The 18,927-nt window shown below is 62.9% G+C and carries 18 protein-coding genes and 1 tRNA gene; 9 read left to right on the forward strand and 10 right to left on the reverse strand.

From position 1 onward, the window contains the following. Positions 1-7: 7 nt before the first annotated feature. Complete coding sequence (locus tag X771_RS147110) at positions 8-949, forward strand: glyoxylate/hydroxypyruvate reductase A (protein ID WP_023688773.1); 942 nt, start codon at positions 8-10, stop codon at positions 947-949. A 12-nt stretch (positions 950-961) separates the two neighbouring features. Here the strand turns inward: X771_RS147110 and X771_RS147105 are convergent, their stop codons facing one another. Beyond that, complete coding sequence (locus X771_RS147105) at positions 962-1,321, reverse strand: hypothetical protein (RefSeq protein WP_023688774.1); 360 nt, start codon at positions 1,319-1,321, stop codon at positions 962-964. Positions 1,322-1,430: 109 nt separating this feature from the next. Then, positions 1,431-2,363, reverse strand: a complete 933-nt coding sequence (locus X771_RS147100; RefSeq protein ID WP_023688775.1) for a methyltransferase domain-containing protein — start codon at positions 2,361-2,363, stop codon at positions 1,431-1,433. 105 nt (positions 2,364-2,468) lie between these two features. On the opposite strand from X771_RS147100, the gene X771_RS147095 reads away from it, so the two are divergent. Both X771_RS147095 and X771_RS147090 read left to right on the forward strand, forming a co-directional pair. Continuing rightward, a complete protein-coding gene (locus tag X771_RS147095) occupies positions 2,469-3,479 on the forward strand; it encodes a ligase-associated DNA damage response exonuclease (protein ID WP_023688776.1) in 1,011 nt (336 codons plus the stop codon). A 244-nt stretch (positions 3,480-3,723) separates the two neighbouring features. Next, positions 3,724-5,322: a cisplatin damage response ATP-dependent DNA ligase gene (locus X771_RS147090; protein ID WP_023688777.1), complete on the forward strand. Its 1,599-nt coding sequence runs from the start codon at positions 3,724-3,726 to the stop codon at positions 5,320-5,322. A gap of 7 nt (positions 5,323-5,329) precedes the next feature. On the opposite strand, the gene X771_RS147085 is transcribed toward X771_RS147090, so the two are convergent. After that, positions 5,330-6,553: a hypothetical protein gene (locus tag X771_RS147085; RefSeq protein ID WP_023688778.1), complete on the reverse strand. Its 1,224-nt coding sequence runs from the start codon at positions 6,551-6,553 to the stop codon at positions 5,330-5,332. 57 nt (positions 6,554-6,610) lie between these two features. Further along, on the reverse strand, positions 6,611-6,832 hold the full coding sequence (locus X771_RS1000000168195; protein ID WP_155921595.1) for a hypothetical protein: 222 nt from the start codon (positions 6,830-6,832) through the stop codon (positions 6,611-6,613). Positions 6,833-6,904: 72 nt separating this feature from the next. Here X771_RS1000000168195 and X771_RS147080 point away from each other — a divergent pair. The 6 genes from X771_RS147080 (at position 6,905) to X771_RS147055 (ending at position 12,790) form a co-directional block, all read left to right on the forward strand. Continuing rightward, positions 6,905-6,980: transfer RNA gene (locus tag X771_RS147080), tRNA-Thr, on the forward strand. 492 nt (positions 6,981-7,472) lie between these two features. Continuing rightward, the gene (locus X771_RS147075) at positions 7,473-7,661 is read left to right on the forward strand and encodes a hypothetical protein (protein WP_023682045.1); all 189 of its coding nucleotides are present in this window, start codon (positions 7,473-7,475) and stop codon (positions 7,659-7,661) included. After that, positions 7,661-8,842 carry an acyltransferase gene (locus X771_RS147070; protein ID WP_023682046.1) on the forward strand — a complete coding sequence of 394 codons (1,182 nt, stop codon included), beginning with the start codon at positions 7,661-7,663 and terminating at the stop codon, positions 8,840-8,842. The genes X771_RS147075 and X771_RS147070 overlap by 1 nt, the downstream gene beginning before the upstream one ends. Continuing rightward, complete coding sequence (locus X771_RS147065; RefSeq protein ID WP_023682047.1) at positions 8,839-9,951, forward strand: glycosyltransferase; 1,113 nt, start codon at positions 8,839-8,841, stop codon at positions 9,949-9,951. The genes X771_RS147070 and X771_RS147065 overlap by 4 nt, the downstream gene beginning before the upstream one ends. Beyond that, entirely contained in the window at positions 9,948-10,994 is a 1,047-nt protein-coding gene (locus tag X771_RS147060; RefSeq protein ID WP_023682048.1) for a glycosyltransferase, read from the forward strand. Before X771_RS147065 ends, X771_RS147060 begins: the two co-directional genes overlap by 4 nt. Next, entirely contained in the window at positions 10,994-12,790 is a 1,797-nt protein-coding gene (locus tag X771_RS147055; RefSeq protein WP_031202782.1) for an ABC transporter ATP-binding protein, read from the forward strand. Before X771_RS147060 ends, X771_RS147055 begins: the two co-directional genes overlap by 1 nt. Positions 12,791-12,915: 125 nt before the next feature. Here X771_RS147055 and X771_RS147050 read toward each other — a convergent pair whose 3' ends face one another. From X771_RS147050 to X771_RS1000000169245, 6 genes are all read right to left on the reverse strand, one after another. Next, positions 12,916-13,746, reverse strand: coding sequence for a dipeptide ABC transporter ATP-binding protein (locus X771_RS147050; RefSeq protein ID WP_023688780.1), 831 nt, complete (start codon positions 13,744-13,746; stop codon positions 12,916-12,918). Continuing rightward, a complete protein-coding gene (locus tag X771_RS147045; RefSeq protein ID WP_023688781.1) occupies positions 13,746-14,591 on the reverse strand; it encodes an ABC transporter ATP-binding protein in 846 nt (281 codons plus the stop codon). Before X771_RS147045 ends, X771_RS147050 begins: the two co-directional genes overlap by 1 nt. After that, entirely contained in the window at positions 14,591-15,475 is an 885-nt protein-coding gene (locus X771_RS147040) for an ABC transporter permease subunit (RefSeq protein WP_050485757.1), read from the reverse strand. Before X771_RS147040 ends, X771_RS147045 begins: the two co-directional genes overlap by 1 nt. Before the next feature lie 26 nt (positions 15,476-15,501). Next, on the reverse strand, positions 15,502-16,509 hold the full coding sequence (locus X771_RS147035; RefSeq protein WP_023669492.1) for an ABC transporter permease subunit: 1,008 nt from the start codon (positions 16,507-16,509) through the stop codon (positions 15,502-15,504). Between the two features lie 47 nt (positions 16,510-16,556). Continuing rightward, positions 16,557-18,155 carry an ABC transporter substrate-binding protein gene (locus X771_RS147030; RefSeq protein WP_023669491.1) on the reverse strand — a complete coding sequence of 533 codons (1,599 nt, stop codon included), beginning with the start codon at positions 18,153-18,155 and terminating at the stop codon, positions 16,557-16,559. 165 nt (positions 18,156-18,320) lie between these two features. Then, positions 18,321-18,914, reverse strand: a complete 594-nt coding sequence (locus X771_RS1000000169245; protein ID WP_245262666.1) for a hypothetical protein — start codon at positions 18,912-18,914, stop codon at positions 18,321-18,323. Between the last annotated feature and the right edge of the window lie 13 nt (positions 18,915-18,927).

An 18,927-nucleotide genomic window follows, 5' to 3' on the forward strand; every position in this document is an offset into this window, starting at 1 on the left:
TCCGCAAATGGAAAAAGGCAAAATCCTGCTTGTCGTCACCGGCTTTCATCCGCAGCGCTGGCGCGAGCTGCTGTCGGCCGAGCGCGAAGTGGTGCTGGAGCCGGACGGCGCCTCTGACCCGTCGATCACCTATGCGGTGGTGTGGAAGCAGAAGCCGAACCTACTGAAATCGCTGCCCAATCTGCGCGCAATCTTCTCGATCGGCGCCGGCGTCGACCACATCTTCGCCGATCCCGGCCTGCCCGATGTGCCGATCGTCAAAGTGGTCGCCGAGAACCTGACGCAGTACATGACCGAATATGTCGTCTGGCGCGTGCTCGACCATCACCGCCAGGGCATGCTCTATCGTGCGCAGCAGCCGAAGAAGACCTGGCACGAACCGCCGCAGCGGCCGGCCGGTGACATCTCGGTCGGCATTATGGGGCTCGGCAATCTCGGCCGCGCGGCGGCATCGGTGCTGTTGTCGCTCGGCTTTGCCGTCAATGGCTGGTCGCGCAGCGACAAGGCCATGAAAGGCGTTGCGACCTACGCCGGAGAGGCCGGGCTGATCCCCTTCCTCAACGCCACCGACATACTGGTGGTGCTGTTGCCGCTGACGCCGGATACGCACGGCATCATCAATTACGGCGTGCTGAAGGAATTACGCAAGCGCAACGGCCTCGGCGGCTCGGTGCTGATCAATGCCGGGCGCGGCCGGCTGCAGAAGGACGCCGACATATTGCGCGCGCTGGACGACGGCACGCTGAAGGAGGCGAGCCTCGACGTGTTCGAGGTCGAGCCGCTGCCGAAGACCAGTCCGCTATGGAGTCACCCGAAAGTGTTCGTGACGCCGCACGCGGCGGCGACCTCCGACCCTGTCCACCTGGCACCGAGCATGTTGCGGCAGATGGATGCCTTCGAGCGCGGCGAAAAGCTTGATAACGTGGTCGACCGCAAGGCGGGGTACTGAGCAAGTTCAGGTTCAGCTCGGCAGACTGAACTTCTTCTGCTTGTTGGGCTTGCCGCAGTCGCGGCGGACGATCGAGCGGTTCATGGCGTCGATCTTGCCACTTGCCAGATCAGTATCGCGCTTGCTTTTGGAGCGCATATCGGGCGTGAACGGGCCGAAGCCCATCGCCGGATTGGAGAAGCTCGGCTTGGCGTCCGTCGACAGATGGTATTGCTGCGCCAGTTCGTCGCGCTGCGCCAGCAACTGGTCGCAAGGCACGTCGTCATACTGCAGCGACGATTGCACGTCCTGGTCCTGCCGCTCCGACATCGAGCTGCCCATGCAGCCGGTCATTGCCAGGCAGGACACCAAGACCATCATGTTCCAGCGCATGTGTTCCTCCTCGAGGCCAGGCCTGCGGAGCGCTCTTCTCGGCTTGTATTCTACCTGATGCCGCGCCAACCGCAAAAATCCTATTCACGTTTTCGAACAAGACGAGACATCAACCCTTGGACGAGGGCACCGCCAGCGCGGCAAGCCCGTCGACCGGCTGGCGGCGATCCCAGCGGATGACGGTCGGCTGCATCGACAGCACCGACAGGCCGTTTGCGGCAAGCACCCGCTCGACATAGGCTTGAGAATGGGCGTAGCGACGAGACGGCTGCAGCGCAAAACCGGCGTCGCCGCCCGCCCCGCCCTTGGCTGGCGTTTCGACGGAAAAGGCAAACAGGCCATTGGTGGCCAGAATGCCCGCGACGGTCTTCATCACGCGATCGAGCGCGCCGACGTAGATGAACACGTCGGCCGCCACCACCAGATCGGCTTTCGGTCCGGCATAGGCGAAATCCTGCAGATCGGCCTTGGCGAGCAGATCGTAGACGCCTTTGGCGCGGGCCTTTTTCAGCATGGCGGCGGAGATGTCGTAGCCCTCCAGCCGTTCGGCGACCGGCCGCAGTTTCTCGCCCATCAGACCGGTGCCGCAACCAAGGTCGAGCGCCAGCGAAAAGCGGCCCGCCCTTGCCGCTCGAATGGCGCGATCGAGAAACTCCGGCAGCCGGTAGCCGAGCTTGCCGACCAGCGAATCCTCGAAAGTTTCGGCATAGTGGTCGAACAGCGTTTCGACGAAGGCGCTGGGTGGCGCCGCGGCAGCCGGCGCCTTGCCGATGAGTTGCAGCTTCAGCGCAGCGCCAAGGCGATCCGCCGGGTCGAGTTTCAGCGCCGTCGCCCAGGCTTGAGCCGCCACGTCGAGCCGCTCGGCCGTCTCCTGCATCTCGCCAAGACGGAACCAGCCCGCCGCCCATTGCGGCGCCAGTTCCAGCGCGCCGAGCAGCAGCTCCGCCGCTGCCGCGTGCTCGCCCGAGCCGAAAAGCATCTCGGCATAGTCGGCGCGACGGTCGGCGGTCAGGTCGCCGGACGAGATTTTCAGCGGTTGCATGGCGATGGCCCCGCCGGCTGATGCGGCCGGTGGCTGGCTGTAGGCCGAGTCAGCAGTCTCTTGCAACAGGCTTCCCGCGCTGGAATTAGCCACTATCTTGACTGGATGCGCGCCAGCGACCTGCTCCATCCCCGGCCTGAAGGCCTTTATTGCCCATGCGGCGATTTCTTCATCGACCCGGTGCGGCCAGTCAACCGGGCGTTGATCACGCATGGCCATTCCGACCATGCCCGATCCGGCCATCGTTCGGTGCTGGCGACGCAGCAGACGCTCGACATTATGGGGTTGCGTTATGGCGAGGATTTTGCCGGGACAACGCAAGCGGCCGTGCTTGGCGAAGCGATGGCGCTGAGCGATGTCAGCGTCACCTTCCATCCGGCCGGCCATGTGCTGGGCTCGGCGCAGATCGCGGTCGAGCACAAGGGCAGGCGCATCGTCGCCTCCGGCGACTACAAGCGCCAGAAGGACGCGACCTGCGCACCGTTCGAACCGGTCCAATGCGACGTCTTCATCACCGAGGCGACCTTCGGCCTGCCGGTGTTTCACCATCCGCCCGACACGGAGGAGATCGCCCGGCTGCTCAAATCGGCGGCGCAGTTTCCCGAGCGATCGCATCTGGTCGGCGCCTATGCGCTGGGCAAGGCACAGCGGGTGATGCGGCTGCTGCGCGATGCCGGTTATGACAGGCCGATCTATATCCACGGCGCGCTGGCCAAGCTCAGCGAATATTACCAGAGCCAGGGCATCGACCTCGGCACGCTGGAGCCGGCAACCGTCGACAGCGGCGGCAAGCAGGATTTCACTGGGGCCATCGTTGTCGGCCCGCCATCGGCCTTCGCGGACCGCTGGGCGCGGCGCTTTCCCGACCCGATCTCATGCTTCGCCTCGGGCTGGATGCGCATCCGCCAGCGCGCCAAGCAAGGCGGCGTCGAACTGCCGCTGATCATTTCCGACCATGCCGACTGGGATGAACTGACCGCTACCGTCAAGGAGACGGGCGCCGGCGAAATCTGGGTGACGCACGGCCGCGAGGAAGCGCTGGTGCGCTGGTGCGAGCTGGAAGGCATCGCCGCCAGGCCACTGCACCTTGTGGGCTATGAGGACGAGGGCGATTGATGGTGATTTTTGATCCAGAAATCGCCGGCGCGGCGATCCTTCCCACCCCCCTCTGGCCTGCCGGCCATCTCCCCCGCAAGGGGGGAGATCAGATGTCACCTCCGCTTTCGCCAATCGCCAACTTCGCAAGATGGGCGGCAAGATCAAGGCTGCCAATCTCCCCCCTTGCGGGGGAGATGTCCAGCAGGACAGAGGGGGGTGTGCCAGAGCGCAAACCTCTGCCGTCAACGCGGTCCTTGCATCCATGAACCGCTTTGCCGAACTCCTCGACCGCCTGGTGCTGACGCCGTCGCGCAATGGCAAGCTGACACTGCTCGTCGATTATTTCCGCAGCGTCGAGGACCCCGACCGCGGGCTGGCGCTGGCGGCTATCACTGGCGACCTCAACATTGCGGCGGTCAAGCCGGCGATGCTGCGCACGCTGGTCACCGAGCGCATGGATCCGGTGCTGTTCGGCTATTCCTACGACTATGTCGGCGACCTTGCCGAAACCGTCTCGCTGGTTTGGCCGCAAACGCCGGGACATATCCCCAACCGGGAGCCGACGCTTGGCGATGTCGTGGCGACGCTGCAGGCGGCGAGCCGCTCCGACGGACCCAAGGTGCTGGCCGGGCTGCTCGACAGCGCTGGCATTTCGGCGCGCTTTGCCATCATCAAGCTGGTCACCGGCGGCTTGCGCATCGGCGTTTCGGCGCGGCTGGCCAAACAGGCGCTGGCCGATTTCGGCAAGGTCGATGTCGCCGAGATCGAGGAGTTGTGGCACGGGCTGACGCCGCCCTATATCTCGCTGTTCGCGTGGCTGGAAGGCAAGGCCGAGAAGCCGAAGCGGACCGCACTTGCCCTGTTCAGTCCGGTGATGCTGTCGAACCCGGTCGGCGACGGCGACCTCGAAAAGCTCGATCCGGCCGACTATGCCGCGGAATGGAAATGGGACGGCATCCGCGTTCAGGCGGTGTGCGAGGGCGGCGTGCGCCGGCTCTATTCGCGCACCGGCGACGATGTGTCCGGCGCATTCCCCGATCTCGCCCAGGCAATGGATTTTTCCGCCGCGCTCGATGGTGAATTGCTGGTCGGCGAGCCGGTGGCGACCGGCACCTTTTCGGACCTGCAACAGCGGCTCAATCGCAAGAGCGTGGCCCCGAAGATACAGCAGCAATACCCGGCGTTCATGCGCTGCTACGATGCGCTGCAGATCAACGGCGAAGATTTGCGCGCGCTACCTTTCCGCGAGCGGCGGGCCCGTCTTGAGGCCTTCATCACAACGCTGGACCCGCACCGTTTCGATCTGTCGCCGTTCGTCGAATTCCCGGATTGGCAAACGCTGGAGGAACTGCGCCGCGCGCCGCCGCACCCAATCATCGAAGGCGTGATGCTGAAGCGCTGGGATTCGCCCTATCTCGCGGGACGGCCGAAAGGCCCGTGGTTCAAGTGGAAGCGCGATCCGCACACGGTCGATGCTGTGCTGATGTATGCGCAGCGCGGCCATGGCAAGCGGTCAAGCTTTTATTCCGACTATACGTTCGGCGTCTGGTCGGGGCCAGAAGGCGCAGAGGAACTGGTGCCGGTCGGCAAGGCCTATTTCGGCTTCACCGACGAGGAGCTGAAGCAGATCGACAAATTTGTCCGCGACAACACGGTCGAGCGTTTCGGCCCGGTGCGCTCGGTGCGCGCCGACCGCAGCCAAGGCCTGGTGCTGGAGGTGGCGTTCGAAGGTCTCAACCGTTCGACTCGCCACAAATCCGGCGTTGCGATGCGATTTCCCCGCATCTCACGGCTGCGCTGGGACAAGCCGACCGCCGAAGCCGACCGCATCGAGACGCTGCAGGCGCTGCTGGATCGCTAGGCAGCGCTCACGGTTCGATCGAGACGCGGATCTCGTAGATGTCGACCGCCTTGCCCTGCTTGTCGAAGTCGGAGTTGATGGCGATGCTGCCGGCGGCGCCCGGGGGCTTGTCGGGGAATTTCACGTCGAACAGATATTCGTTACGTTGCTGGCCGACCGCATAGCGCTTGCGGCCGCAATCGCCGAGATCGCCGAAATTGCAGTCGACGGAGATCTGCGTGTCCTTGCCGTCCTCGGCGCGGGCGACGATGTCGAACACGGCATGTTTGCCGGCAAGATTCTCCAGCACGCCCTGCCCGACATCGAAGCTGATGGCCGAGCCGGAAGCACCGGAGCGGATGCGCAGGAAGGAGCCGGTGTCGTCCTGCACGACATCGGCCTTGGCGTCGGACGGGGTCGCCACATGCGTTGGATCGGTGGGTGTAAACACGTTGATCCAGTCGCGCGTCTGTTCGGCGACACCAGGCTGCTGCGGCGCGCCAGGCTGCTGCGGCTCAGTTGTATCGGCAGGCGGCGTGAAGTCGTCATCGTCGACGGTCGGCGGCGCTTCGGGCGGCGCCGTGTCGAGCTGCGCCGGCGTCTTGAAGACCCCGGTCTGCACGGCGAAATAGAGGCCGATGCCGGCGGCGGCGAGCAACGTCACGCCAAAGAAGATCGCCGTCAGCGGCAGGCGGCGGCCCCTTATCCGCCTTTCATCGCGATCAGGCGCCACTTCCGCCGCGGCCTCGGCCGGCGCGGAATCGGCCATATCGATCGCCGGGGCGCCGGGCAGCGTGGCGTCAGGCATGATGTCGGGGACGACCGGCAGCACGCGCGAACGCGGCGCGTCGGATGCCTCGGGCTGAACCGGTCCATCAACGACGATCGCCGGCGACGGTCCGGCCGCGACACCTGTCGGGGCATCGACCGCGGGCGCTTCGGCGGCGCCCTGTACGGCGTCTTGCGGCTGCGCAACGCGTTGCGTCAGCGCGGTATCTTGTGTCTGCGCAGCGCTCTGCGTCGGCGCGGCGACATCGGGGACCGCGGGCAGGAATTCGGATTCGATCTCGGCGATCTTTTCCTGCACCGCCTTACGGCGCTTGATGGCGGCTTCCACCGTCACGCCGGGATTGGCCTGGAGCACGCGGTCGAGCGCCGCGAAAGCCGACCGATAGACCCGCTCGCGAAATGCCCGGTCCTCGGCGTTGCCTTTCTCGAAGGCGTTGCGGATCGCTTTTTCGATCGCGTCCAAGCGAATTCCCCTGTCCGTTCGCTTACATTGCCATGATCGTTAGCCGCAGGCGACCAATCAATCAACGGGCGAGCGCCCGCATTCTGCCTTACAGGCCTGTTCAACGCCCATTTCGATGCCTTTTAGCAATAAAATCAGTCCGTTTGCCGCCTTGCCGGGCGATTTGCGCGCAGTCCGGCGCGACGTCTCCGCGTAATCGAAAAAGCAAACAAGGCGATGGCTTATTCCGCGCCAATGGAAAATGACGGGACGAATTGCCGGATCCAGCCTTGAAATCACGGTTGCCCATCTTGAATTAGCGGCCGGTTGAGTCTATCACCCAGCCGATCCTGGAGGCTTCGCGCTTCCTGGGCCGCTTTAGCTCAGTTGGTAGAGCACATCATTCGTAATGATGGGGTCAGGTGTTCGAGTCACCTAAGCGGCACCAGTTCTCCATCCGACGCAAGCGTGACGGCAGGTGCAAGGCTAATGCACGTCACTCCCTACGCCAACACCGGCACTTCCTGTCTGCCTCGTCGACATGCGCCATATGGCCGCCGCCACAGGATTGCGTCGTCAGACGCTTGACCATCGACTATGCTGCATCGCGCAAGATCGACAGCCTAGATAACCCGACAATACAAGCATAATTTATAAGATACAAAACCACTATCTTAGAATTATCTTCGTCAATTTTGACCTATATCAGACACTCCGGATTATAGTTGTGTAATTAAATCGTGACTTTTCTGACATGGTACTACTGCTCATGCAGCATTGCGGACATGAAAAACCCTCAGCGACGCAACGCACTCGCAAATCATACCCATTTTTAGCACTAACTCACACAAATATTACAGCTCGATAGATATTTTGTGTTGCACTGCACCATTGCCAGGTTGCACCATTTCTTGGGGGATTTGGTACTGGGAAGTGCGCCGTGGAGGATTCCGCCAAGTTGATCAGCTTGAATTTTTCGCTGGCCAGCACCGATTTCGAGGCTGCCCCGCGCACAAGGCGCGGGTTTGATGTTGTCGGCGCACTCTCGACGCTGGCAGGCCTCGACCTGAGGCCCGGAATGCAGGGCCGCTGGCTTCATCGGAGATTTCAGACCGGCGGAAATGGCTGATGGCGGTCGCGCGTGACAATCAGTTGGACGCTCTGCGCGCCATCGCTGTCACGATGGTTCTCTATTCCCATTTCCTTGCACCCAACGGGTCCTCCTTTTGGGGCCACATCGGGGTGCGGCTTTTTTTTGTGCTGAGCGGCTTCCTGATCACACGACTGCTGCTCGAAGCGCGCGCCGCGGCCGAATTCAAAGCCGGCCCTGCATTGAGTTCCTTCTACATCAGGCGCGCGCTGCGCATATTCCCGCCCTATTTCGCCGTGCTTGGGTTCGTCTGGCTGACCGATCTGGAGCAGTCCAGTGGATCGCTCGTCTGGCATGCGCTTTACCTGTCGAATTTTTGGTACGCGCTGCGCAACGAATGGACGCCCTGGCTACTCTGCCATTTCTGGAGCCTGAGCATCGAGGAGCAGTTCTATATCGCCTGGCCGCTGGTCGTGCTTCTCGCACCCCGCCGGCGGGTGGAAGCGATCACTATCGGCGTCATCCTGTTGTCGCTGGCCTATCGCTTCTACTGGCCGATCACCGCCACCCCGGCGCTAGCGCGCGACCTGCTGCCGCCAGCATCGATGGACGCGCTGGCGTTTGGTGCTTTGCTTGCCTGCCGGCGGACCAGAGGCGCCGGCCTGCCGCAATGGATGCGGCTAGGCTGGCCAGCCCTTGCGGCTGTCTTCCTGGCGATTGAGTGGCTTATCCCTGCGCCGGCCGATCCTATGCTGGAATGGGCCCGCTGGGCGTTGCTGCAGATCCTGCCCCTAGTGCCGCTGGTGGCCGTTGTGGCCGCCTGTTCAGCCGGCCTTGGCGGCGTCCTCGGCAGGGTTTTCGAACTGCCACCGCTGCTGTCACTGGGCCGCATCAGCTACGGCGTCTATCTTTACCATCCGATCCTTCTGTCGCTCGCCGTCAAGTCACAGCCCTGGATCCCGCTCAACGTCTCGGAGCAGGGGCCAGGGCGTTTCCTGGTCGCGAGCGCCGCCACGATCGCCGTCGCTTCGATCTCGTGGACGGCTTTCGAAAAGCCGCTCAACGGCCTAAAGCGCCGCTTCCCCTATGTAGCGCGCCGCCGCTCCCAGGCACGCGCTGGCGATCCCGGCTGGCTCGGCAGGGCGGCGGACGCCTATCCCGGCGGATCCCCCGATGGCCGCGCCGCACTCGAACTCCGGCGAACGGATGCGCAGAGATGACCACCGCGCCGCTCGTCTCCGTCCTGCTGCCGGTCTACAATGCCGGGCCTTATCTCACCGCTGCGCTGGAGAGCATTCTGCGGCAAGACTACGATCGCCTGGAGGTCATCGCTATCGATGACGGATCGACTGACAACTCGCTCGAGATTCTCGAACGATACCGCCGGGCAGACAATCGCGTTTCTGTCATCTCGCGTGAGAACCGCGGCCTCGTCGCCACCCTCAATGAAGGGCTACGGCTGGCCCAGGGCGAGCTTGTTGCGCGAATGGATGCGGACGATGTCGCCTATCCCCGGCGCCTCTCGCGCCAGGTCGCACTGTTCGAGCGGCGGCCCGATCTCGGCTTCTGCGGCGCCTGCGTCGATACCTTGCTTCACGGCCGTATCGCCAAAGGCAGGCTAGACCCGGTGTTCCGGCTCGGCCGGCTCGACATATTGTCTATGTTCTTTACGATATTCTTACATCCGACGGTGATCTATAACAGGAAGGTTATTGGGAACAACGATCTCTATTACGATCCAAAATATAGGCATGCCGAGGATTTTGATCTCTTCAGACGGCTTGCCGGCCGTTTCCCGGCGACCATATTGCCCGATAGCCTGCTCGTCTATCGCATCCATGCGGGAAGCGTGACCATGCGGCATGCCAAGGAAATGCGCAGGACGCATTTGCGGATCGTGGCCGAAAATCTCGAGCGTGAGGGGCTTGCGGAAACCACAGCGGATCTGCGCGACATCGGCGAGGCCGTCTCTTTCGACACGGTTTCGCGCGCAGCCGATTTCATCCGTGCGCTTGAAGAGCGGATTTCCGAGCTGCCGACCGACACACGGCCAAGCTTCGAGGCAGGCGCGCTGAACCTGTTCTATTTCCTCTACCAACTCGTCGGCGACGAAGGAGAACCGCCGCTGACCCACGAATTGCTCACGCGGACGGCGAGATGGAATTTCATCCGGCGCCGCGAACAATATGCGCTGCGTCCCGGCGTCTGGGCGCCTTGGCTCAGCCTGCTCTCGATAAGGGCCGGAAAGCGGGCGGACGCGGTGGCCTACTTCTTCAAAACCACGCCGGCCGAAGCGGTGCTTGCGCGTTATCAGCGGGGACTGGTATGACCGACAGGCCCCACCCGCTCCTGCGCGATCACCAGTTTGCGAGTGCGCCTGTCCCGACATCTCCCCGATCGGAGCGGCCGTCGCTCGAGGTCAGTTTCATCGTCTGCACGCGCGACCGCGCCGCTGTGCTGGAGGCTTGCATAGCCTCGATCCAGGCGGCATGCCGGGTGCACGCCACCTTCGCGGCAGAGTTGGTGGTGGTCGATAATGGTTCACGGGACGGCACGTCAAAGCGGCTGGCCGCTATCGCCGAAACTTCCGACATCCCAGTCACAGCCGTCTCGGAGACTCGCCCCGGACTAGCCGCTGCCCGCAATGCCGGATTGGCGCGAGCGCGAGGCCGCGTGCTGGTCTTCGTCGACGACGACTGCAAGCTCGACCGCGACTATCTCCGCGACCTGGAGCGGCACTACCGGAGTGGCGAGAAGTGGCTGATCCGCGGCGGCCGGGTCGAGCTCGGTGATGCCCGGGACCTGCCCTTCACCATAAAGCTCTGCGAGGCAAGCGAGCGGCTGACCCCGGCGGTCCACCCCGGCGGCTTCGTGCTCGGCTGCAACATGACCATGCACCGCGACGTCGCGGCCCGCATCGGGTCGTTCGACGAACGCTTCGGCGCTGGCGGCCCGCTACGCTCGGCTGAAGATACTGATTATCTCGTGCGGGCGATGCTGCTCGGCATGCCGGTCGAGTATGTGCCCGACATGACGGTCTTGCATCATCACGGCCGGCGAGACCGCAAATCGATCGACAGGCTGCACCGCGACTATAGCCTCGGTAATGGTGCGCTGTGCCTGAAACATGTCCGCCACGCCCCTTGGCTGCTTCGCCATGTCTATTGGTCCGCGCGGGCCGCGTTCAGGGAACTGGCGGGCCGTCCTCGCTTTGACCGCGACCTCGATCTGTCGCACTGGCCTATTGTCGTTATGAATCTGGCAGGTGCCGCCAGATTTGCGCTGCTCGTCATGATGGGATGGCCAAAACGGCTGCCGCTGCGCCACGACCGAGAAGCCAGCGAAGCCAATGCGGAGGCCAGAGCGCGATAATGTCACTGATTCCGTCAGCCCTGCCAATGCTGCGCCGCGCGCTTGGTGGCAGGCTGTTGCGGCTCGTTCCCGTCGTGGTGGGGCTCGGGCTCGCGGGCGCCGCGCTGGAAGGCCTCGGCATCGGTCTCATCATTCCGCTGCTTGGCATCATTATGGGACGTGGCGAAACATCAGGCATGGCCGGTTTCTCCGCCCTCCTCCAGCAGGTTGGAGCGGACCTCGGCGAGCGCCAGCGGCTGATCGCCATTTCGGCCGCGATCCTCGGTTCGATCGTACTGAAAAATGTCTTTGCCTTCGCCAACACGCTGCTGACCAGCTACATCTACGGCAAGGCAGGTTATTCGATCCGTAGCGCACTGTCGGAGCAGTTGCTCAGGGTCGGCTACCCCTTTTTCCTGCAGCAAAGCCCCGGGCGGCTGCTCAACATCATCTCCAACGAATCCTGGCGAGCATCCGACGCTATCCAGGCCCTGCTCGGCGCGATCGTCAGTGCCTCGGCCGCCGTCATCCTGCTCGCCTTCCTCCTGCTCCTCTCTTGGCAGATGACGCTGCTGGTGACGCTAGGGCTGGCGCTCGTCCAACTGGCGCACGGGGTTTTGTCGTCCAATCTGAAGGCGCCGAGCCGCAGCGTCGTCTCGCGCAACAGCGCACTGGCGTCGCAGATGCTGCATCTGGTGCATGCCGGGCGCCTAATTCGCATCTTCGGGCAGGAGAACCGCGAAAAGGCGGTCTTCGCCAAAGCGTCCGACGGGGTGCGGCGGGCGGCTTTCGTGCTTTCAATCCGCCAGGGCGTCTTGCCGCCACTGACCGAGGTGTTGCACGCGATGCTGTTCCTGGCGGTGGTGATCGGAGCCTGGCTGGCGAATGTAAGCTTCCCGCTGACCGTCGCCTTCCTCATCCTGCTCTACCGACTGCAGCCGCATATGCGCGCCTTGCAGATGTCCTGGAGTCAGTTGCAAGGCATGAGCGGCTCGCTGGAGGAGGTACAATGGCTGCTCGATCCTTCCGACAAGCCCGAGGCGCCGCAGGGCAGCCTGCCGTTCGACGGCTTGCGCCAAGGGATCAGCTTCGATGACGTGAGCTTCGCCTATTCCGGTCCCCTGTCAGACCCCGACGCGCGCGAGGCGGTGCTGCATAAGGCGGTGTTCGACATCCGCAGCGGCCGCTCGACGGCGCTGATCGGCCGCTCGGGCGCCGGCAAGACGACGATCGTCAATCTCCTGTGCCGCTTCGTCAAACCCGACAGCGGCAGGATCCTCGTCGATGGGGCACCGCTCGATGAAGTGGACCCAAGCCAGTGGCGGCGGAACATTGCCCTGGCCAGTCAGGAGCTGGAACTGGTCGACGGCACCATTTTTGAAAACATTATCTACGGCTACGACACGGCGTCGGCCAGCGACGCCATGCGCGCCGCAAGGCTGGCCGAGGCACATCAATTCATCGAGCACCTGCCGCAGGGCTACGCGACACTGGTCGGATACCGGGGCATCAACCTGTCAGCCGGACAAAGGCAAAGGATCGCCCTGGCGCGGGCGCTGGTGCGCGATCCCGATATTCTCATCCTCGACGAAGCCACCAGTGCGGTGGATGGGTTGTCAGAAGCCGCTATTGTCGAGACGCTGAAATCGCGGGCCGGCCGCCGCACCACCATTGTCATCAGTCATCATTACAGCACCATATCGTTCTGCGACGACGTGGTGATCTTGAGCCGCGGTCGGGTGAAAAAACAGGCCCCCTTCGCAACCCTGGCAATGCTCAGCATGGACGAGCTTTACCAGCACGGAGCGGGTGAGTGATGGGGCGCACCCCGACCTGCGACGCGGCTTGCGCGCCCGGCAGCTCGCAGATTGCGATCAATCCTGCCGGCAAACCACCGCCGCGACGCATTTCCGATTGTTCAAAAACAATTCTCGGTGGGAGGTCAGGCGGCCTTCTTCTTCGCCAGCCGCGCCTTGATCGAGGCGACGTCGGCGCGCGGCGTCGCGGCGAACAGCGTCCTGGTGTAGTTGTGCTTGGGGTCGGCGAAGACCTCCTCGCGCGAGCCGTATTCGACGGCTTCGCCGAAATACATCACCATCACATCGTCGGCGATGTAGCGCACGACCGACAGATCGTGGCTGATGAAGACATAGGTCAGCTGGAATTCGTCCTGCAGGTCGGCGAGCAGGTTGAGCACCTGCGCCTGCACCGAAAGATCGAGCGCGGAGACCGGTTCGTCAAGCACCAGCAGGCTCGGGTTCAGCATCAGCGCGCGGGCAATGGCGATGCGCTGGCGCTGGCCGCCCGAGAACATGTGAGGATAGCGATTGTAGTGCTCGGTTCCGAGGCCGACTTTCTTCAGCATCCTCATGGCGAGGTCGCGCCGCTCTTCGGCCGGCTTGTCGGTGTTGATGAGCAGCGGCTCGCCCAGCACATCTCCGATCTTTTGGCGCGGATTGAGCGATCCGTAAGGGTTCTGGAAGACGATCTGCACCTTGCGGCGCATCTCCCTGGTCAGGCCGTTCCTTGCGATGTCGACCTTGTTGCCGTCGATGAACAGCTCGCCCGACGTTGCCGGATCGATCAGCGTGATGATGCGCGCCAGCGTTGACTTGCCGCAGCCCGATTCACCGACGATGGCCAGCGTCTTGCCCTTGTCGACGCTGAACGAGACGCCCTTGACCGCATGCACGGTGCGCGCGCCGCGAAACAGGCCGCCGCCGACGTGATAGTCGCGCACGATGTCCTTGCCTTCGACGACCTTGATGCCCATCAGACGCTCCCGGCAGCCGGTTCGAACAGCATGTCCGAGACGGTCGGCAGCCGGTCGCCGACGGCATTTTCCGGCAGTGCCGACAAAAGCGCGCGGGTGTAATTGCTCTTCGGCGATTCAAACAGCGACAGCACGTCGGCCTCTTCCATCTTTCGACCCTTGTACTGGACGATGACGCGGTCGGCGGTCTCGGCCACGACGCCCATATTGTGGGTGATCATGATCAGGCCCATGCCGTATTTGACCTGCAGCGAGACCAGCAGGTCGAGGATCTGCTTCTGGATGGTGACGTCGAGCGCGGTCGTCGGCTCGTCGGCGATCAGAAGCTTCGGATTGCAGGCGATGGCGATGGCGATCATCACGCGCTGGCACTGGCCGCCTGACATCTGGTGCGGAAACGAGTTCAGCCGTTCGGCCGGCTCGGCAATGCCGACCTGCGTCAGCAATTCGATGGCGCGCTCGCGACGCTGGGCCTTGTCCATGCCCATATGGAAGCGCAGCACCTCCTCGATCTGGAAGCCGACGGTGAAGCACGGATTGAGACTGGCCATCGGCTCCTGGAAGATCATCGACATGTCCTTGCCGACGATCTTGCGCCGGTCGGCCGGGCTCATCTTCAGGAGATCGCGGCCGTTGAAGCTCATCTCGTCGGCAGTGACCGTCGCCGTCCACGGCAACAGCCCCATCACAGCCAACATCGACACCGACTTGCCGGAGCCGGATTCGCCGACGATGGCCAGCACTTCACGTTCGTTCACATGGAGCGAGACGCCATCGACCGCGCGGAACGGGCCGGATGCGGTCTGGAACTCAACGACGAGATTGCGGATGTCGAGCAGCGCCATTACGACCTCCTCAGCTTCGGATCGAGCGCATCGCGCAGACCGTCGCCGATCAGGTTGATGGCAAGCACGGTGATGAGGATGGCCAGACCGGGGAAGGTCACCACCCACCAGGCGCGCAGGATGAATTCACGCGCCGAGGCGAGCATGGTTCCCCATTCCGGTGTCGGCGGCTGGGCGCCAAGGCCGAGAAAGCCGAGAGCGGCCGCCTCCAGGATGGCGTTGGAGAAGGACAGCGTGCCCTGGACGATCAGCGGCGCCAGGCAGTTGGGCAGGATGGTGCGCAGCATAAGCCTTATATGGCCGGCGCCGGCGACCTTGGCGGCGACCACATATTCGCGGCTCTTTTCGGCCATGACGGCAGCGCGCACCAGACGGGCAAAGTGGGGTTGCAGGACAAGCGCGATGGCCAGCATGGCGTTGAACAGGCCGGGGCCGAGGATGGTGACCAGAACCAGCGCCAAGAGCAGCGACGGGAAGGACAGGATCAGATCCATGACGCGCATGATCGCCACGTCGACCCAGCCCCGGAAATAGCCGGCCAAAAGGCCGAGCGTGATGCCGCCGACAAGCGCCAGTGTGACCACGACGGCGCCGATGAGCAGCGAGAAACGCGCGCCATAGAGCAGGCGCGAGAGCATGTCGCGGCCGACCGCGTCGGTGCCAAGCAGATATTCCATGCTGCCGCCCGCCTGCCAGGCCGGCGGACGCAGGAAAGCGGTCTTGTCCTGGATGTCGGGCGCATAGGGCGCCAGCAGCGGTGCAAAGAGCGCGGCCAGCACCAAAAGGATGAAGACGAAAAGGCCGATGACGGCGCCGCGGTTTACCGAGAAATAGTGCCAGAAGGTCCTGAAGCCGGTCAGACGGTCAGGGTTGCCGGCGGCCATCGGGGCGATTTCGGTGGACTGGCTCATCACGCCGCCCTGATGCGCGGGTTGATGACGGCATAAAGCACGTCGACAATCAGGTTCACCGCCATGACGATAAGGGCGATCAACAGCAAGCCTGACTGCACGACGACATAGTCGCGCTTGGATATGGATTCGACCATCCACTTGCCGATGCCCGGCCAGGCGAAGATGGTTTCTGTGAGAATGGCGCCGGCGAGCAGGGTACTGACCTGCAGGCCGATGGTGGTGACCACCGGGATCAGCGCATTGCGCAGCGCATGCACGCCGATGACGCGGGACGACGACAGGCCCTTGGCGCGGGCGGTCCGCACATAGTCTTCGCCCAGCACTTCGAGCATGGCCGAGCGCGTCTGGCGCGCGATCACCGCCAGCGGGATGGTGCCGAGCACAATTGTCGGCAGCACCAGGTGACTCAATGCCGAGCGGAAAGCATCCCACTTGCCGTAGAGCAGGCTGTCGAGGGTCAAGAAGCCGGTGATCGGCTTGATAAAGAACTGAAGGCCGATGCGGCCTGAAACCGGGGTCCAGCCGAGATAGCCGGAGAAAAAGATGATCAGCAGCAGGCCCCACCAGAAGATCGGCATGGAATAGCCGACGAGGGCGGTGCCCATAAGCCCCTGGTCGAACCAGGAGCCGCGTTTGACCGCAGCAATGATGCCGGCCGGTATGGCCAGCACCATGGCGAAGATCATGGCGAAGACGGAGAGCTCGATGGTTGCCGGGAACAGCGTCATGAAATCTTCGATGACCGGCCGCTTGGACGAAATCGACACGCCGAAATTACCGGTCGCGGCATCGCGGACATAATGCGCGTATTGCTGCCAGATCGGCAAATTGTAGCCGAACTGTTCCTTCAGTTCCGCGTAACGCTCGGGCGACACGCCATGCTCGCCGGCCATGGCAAGAATGGGATCGCCGGGCAGCAGCCTGACGAAAGCGAAGGCGCAGATGGTGATGCCGATCAGCGTCGGCAGCACCAAGACGATTTTGTTTAGGAGATATCGGAGCATCTTGAAAAGCGGGCGGCGCCTGATTGCGCGCCGCCCGCCTAACAGTTCTATTCGGCCTTGTCGACGCCGTCGAAGCGATGAATGCCGAGCGGGTCCATCATGAAGCCGCTGACATTCTTGCGCACGACTGCGTAGACTTGGCTGTGTGCCATGAGGAAGGCCGGAGCCTGCTTCTGGAAGACAACCTGCGCCTCTTCATAGAGCTTGGTGCGTTCGGCCTGGTCGCTGGTCTTCTTGGCCTTCTGGATCAGATCCTCGAAGTCCTTGTCGCACCAGCTGGAGTAGTTCGACACGCCGATGGCCGAGCAGGCGAACAGCGTGGCGAAGAAATTGTCCGGATCGCCATTGTCACCGGTCCAGCCGATCTGGAAGGCGCCCGGGCGTTCCTTCTTCTTGCCTTCTTCGCGGTACTTCGTCCACTCGTAGCTGACGATTTCCGCCTTGACGCCGACCTTGGCCCAGTCAGCCTGGATCAGTTCGGCGGCGCGCTGGAAGTTCGGGTTGTAGGGACGGACGCGGTCGGAGGCCCAAAGCTGGATCTCCTTCAATCCGGCATCGGCCAGCACCTTCTTGGCGGCTTCCGGATCATAGGCGTCGGACTTCACGTCCTTGTTCCACGACCACATGGTCGGCGGGATCAGGTTTACGGCCGGCGTGGCGCCAGCGTCCTGGAACAGCGACTTGATGAGCGATTCCCGATCGATCGCCTGGTTGAGCGCATGGCGCACTTCAGGCTTGTCGAGCGGCGGGATGGTGGTGTTGTAGCTCATATAGCCGATGTTGAGGCCAGCCTGATCCATCAGGGTCACGTCGGCGTTGGCCTTGATCGTGCCGATGTCGGCAGGATTCGGATAGGGCGCGATATCGCATTCGCCGGCGAGCACCTTCTGGATGCGGGCGGTGGCGTCAGGCGTGATCGCGAAGACGAGATCGTCGATCTTTTCCTTGCCCTTGAAGTAGTCCGGGTTGGCCGCATAGCGGATGACCGAATCCAGCTGGTAGTCGACGAACTGGAACGGACCTGTACCGACCGGCTTGGTCGAGAAGTCGGCCATCTTGCCGTCTTTTTCCAGCTGGTCGGCATATTCCTTCGACACGATCGAGGCGAAGTCCATGCCGAGATTGGCCAGCATCGGAGCATTCGGCTCGGTCAGCGTCAGCTTCACGGTCAGGTCATCGACCTTTTCCCACTTGGCGACGTATTTCGGCATGTCCATGCCGGTGTAATAGTCCCAGGTCAGGTTGGGCAGGTACTTTTCGCCGTTCCAGGGGTTTTCCTTGTTGAACTGGCGATCGAAGGAAAAGACGACGTCGTCGGCATTGAAATCACGCGTCGGCTTGAAGAAATCCGTCGTCTGGAACTTCACGCCCGGATGCAGGTGGAAAGTATAGACCAGACCGTCGTCCGAAATCTCCCATTTGTCGGCGAGACCGGGCACAACTTCGGTGCCGCCATGCTTGAACTCGACCAGGCGCGAATAGACGGTGCGCGACGAGGCGTCGAAGTCGTTGCCGCCCGTCGTGGTACCCGGGTCGAAGTTGGCCGGCGAGGCCTCCGAGCAATAGACCAGCGTCTTGGCATTGGCCACACCGCCGAGGACGCTTGCAGCCAGCAACGCGGCTGCAAAAGTCAGTTTCTTTTTCATTGAGCACTCCCTGATGTTCTTCCAAGCCCCTCTATAGGCTCGCGAAGCGCGCATATAAGCACCGTTTTTCCGGCTTTGGAACACCCTGTTTGCCTACCCCACCGTAAGCAGAAAATATTTCTCGGTCTTTGACGAACTGCAGAAACAAATAGCAAAATCTGCTAATCACGGGATTGTTAACGACCGCATTTTTTCATTGATCGCAGCAATCGTAAGCCAAAAATCCACAAGCCTGGGTTTCGCCACCGAGATGACCGGACGGCATTGCCTGAGCTGGCATCGCGGGAAGGATTTCGACGGCAAATCTTTGCCGTCCTGCCGCTGGGGCAAGACTTGCACGGCCGCCGATAGTCGCAATAGATAGATGACACGCTGGATTTCCGGGAATCCGCGACATCGCTGCAGCGGAGGACGCCTCACCACATCGAGGCGGCGCAGCAGGAGCAGGCAACAGAACGACCGAGGGAGGCTAGAGGTGGCGAAAGCAACAAAGACAACGGCCCCGGCGAAAGCAAAAGCGGCGAAAGCTTCAAAACCGGCCGCCGCTGCCGCCAAGTCGAAAGCGCCACCGGCCAAAGCCACTCCCGCCGTCAAGCCAACGGCAACCTCGACGCCGGCGAAGGCAAGCGCCAACCCGGCAGCGAAACCTGCGGTCAAGCGCGCGGCGAAGACAACACCCGCTGCAAAGCCCGCCCAGCCGCCAGCCGCGAAGACAGCCGCGGCGAAGCCCGCCTCGAAGCCGTCGCCGGGCGCGGCCAAAAAACTGCCGAAT

This window comes from Mesorhizobium sp. LSJC269B00 (assembly GCF_000502815.1).
Classification (GTDB): Bacteria; Pseudomonadota; Alphaproteobacteria; order Rhizobiales; family Rhizobiaceae; genus Mesorhizobium.